The sequence below is a fragment of the Corallococcus praedator genome, assembly GCF_003612125.1.
In the GTDB taxonomy this organism is placed as follows: domain Bacteria; phylum Myxococcota; class Myxococcia; order Myxococcales; family Myxococcaceae; genus Corallococcus; species Corallococcus praedator.
The window spans coordinates 1-2,126 of record NZ_RAWI01000706.1 but is presented as its reverse complement, the minus strand read 5'-3'; the positions used below and the strand labels follow the sequence as shown (position 1 = coordinate 2,126).

At 72.3% G+C, this 2,126-nt stretch carries 2 protein-coding genes; both read left to right on the top strand.

The features are described from left to right. A partial coding sequence (locus D7Y13_RS41060) for a glycosyltransferase family 4 protein (protein ID WP_120631046.1) occupies positions 1 to 1,392 on the top strand: 1,392 nt, incomplete at its 5' end. Beyond that, a partial coding sequence (locus D7Y13_RS48480) for a hypothetical protein (protein ID WP_244222464.1) occupies positions 1,389 to 2,126 on the top strand: 738 nt, incomplete at its 3' end. The genes D7Y13_RS41060 and D7Y13_RS48480, both read left to right, overlap by 4 nt.

Genomic DNA, 2,126 nt, shown 5'->3' with positions numbered 1-2,126 from the left:
GCGGTGCCGGATACGATGTGCGGGGCGGGCATCGGGTTCGACCAGAAGCGCTTCGCGTTCCTCGCGGAGCTGGCGGTGGAGCTGAGCGAGGACCTGGACCTGCGCAGGTCCGTCATCGAAGGCCAGACGCGCCGCCTCCAGCACTTCTCCCCCGCCGCCGCGCAGGTGTCGTTGACGCGGGCGCTCGAAGGCGTGGTGCCCCCGCCGCCACGTCCCCGCCGGACCCCGAAGCGGCCGCGCGTGGCGCTGGTGGTGCAGCGCTACGGAGAAGTGACGGGAGGCGCGGAGAGCCACGCGGCCCAGGTGGCGGAGCGACTGGCGCCGCACTGGGACATCACGGTGCTGACCACCTGCGCGAAGAACCACCTGTCGTGGGAGAACGCCTTCCCGCCGGGCGAGGAGCGCATGGGCCGGGTGAAGGTCCTGCGCTTCCCGGTGACGCGAAAGCGCAACATCCAGGCGTTCAACGGGCTGTCGCGCCAGGTGTTCGACAAGAGCAACGAGCGGCTGCGCGAGGAGCAGTGGGTGGCGGAGCAGGGCCCGTTGAGCCCGGGCCTCATCGACCACCTGGCCTCCACGCAGGACGCGTACGACGGCTACCTGTTCTTCACGTACCTGTACGCGCCCACGGTGATGGGCCTGCCGCTGGTGGCGGACCGCGCGATGCTGGTGCCCACCGCGCACGACGAGCCACCCATCCGCTTCGGCGTCTACGGGGACGTGTTCAACCGGCCCCGGGTGCTGATGTGCAACACGCCGGAGGAGGTCGCCATGTTCGGGCGCGTCCATCCGGAGCACGCGCGGGCGCGGGTGGTGGGCGTGGGGGTGCAGGCCCTGCCGGCGGCGCCCGAACGCTTCCGGGAGAAGCACGGCGTGCACGGCCGCTACCTGCTCTACGTGGGCCGGCTGGAGCCGGGCAAGGGCGTGCCGGAGCTGCTGACGTTCTACCGCCAGCTGCGCGAGCGCTACGCGGACGCGCCGGAGCTGGTGCTCGCGGGCGAGGCGCACATGGAGCTGCACGGTGAAGGCGTGCGGCACGTGGGGCGCATCGAGGAGCAGGACAAGCACGATGCGCTGGCCGGGGCGCTGGCGGTGGTGGTGCCGTCGAGGTTCGAGAGCCTGTCGCTGCTGACGCTGGAGGCGTTCGCGCACGGGACGCCGGTGCTGGTGAACGGTCACTCGGACGTGCTGGTGGGACAGGTGGAGCGCAGTGGCGCGGGCCGGGTGTACCGGGGGCTGGCGTCGTTCATCGAAGGACTGCGCGAAGTGGGCGAGGCCCGCGACGCGCTGGGCAAGCGGGCCCGCACCTACGCGCAGGGACACACGTGGCCCCAGGTGGTCGCGGCGTACCGGGAAGAAATGGCGCGCATCGTCGAGGAGACACACCGATGAAGCTGCTCGGACGGGACATTCCCACGGGGGCCCTGGTGGCCCGCATCGAAGAGCGGCTGCGCACGCGCGGGCTGCCCACGTCGGAGGCAGCGGAGGTGCCGGAGGACGGCGTCGAGCCCCGCGTGGATCCGCTGTCGTTCAACATGCACGCGCTGGAGGAGAACGCGGACACCACGCGCGCCCTGCCCCTGCACACGCACCGTGGGGGCGCAGGCCAGGTGGTCCTCCTGGCCAAGTGGGCCTTCCGCAAGACGTGCCAGGTGTTGATCAACGAAACGCTGGGGCGGCAGCGCGTGTTCAACGGGCTGGTGCGCGATTCGTACGCCCAGCTCTCCGCGGAAGTCATCCGGCTGCGCCGCGAGGTGGACACCCTGCGCGCCCAGGCGGCCCGGGCCCAGCAGGCGGAAGGTGCACGTCCGGCCAGGACGCCCGCGTTCGAATCCAGCCGCCATCCGAAGCCGCCGCCGGACATCGAGTACGGCCACCCCTCGATGCCCGCGCACGACGGGAACAGCCGGTCTCCGAAGCCGCAGGCAGCGGAGGACGGGCGCCGTCGTCCGCCGAAGCCGCCGCCGGAGATTCAGTACGGACGTCCGGCTCCCACCGGGGAGAAGACTCCCGCGCACGGCGACACGGCCCCAGCGGCCCCTGCCCCGCCGTCCAGCAGCGGTTCCTCGAAGCCCCAGCGTCCGTCACGCCAGGGCCGTCAGGACAAGCCGCGCACCGCCCCCGCG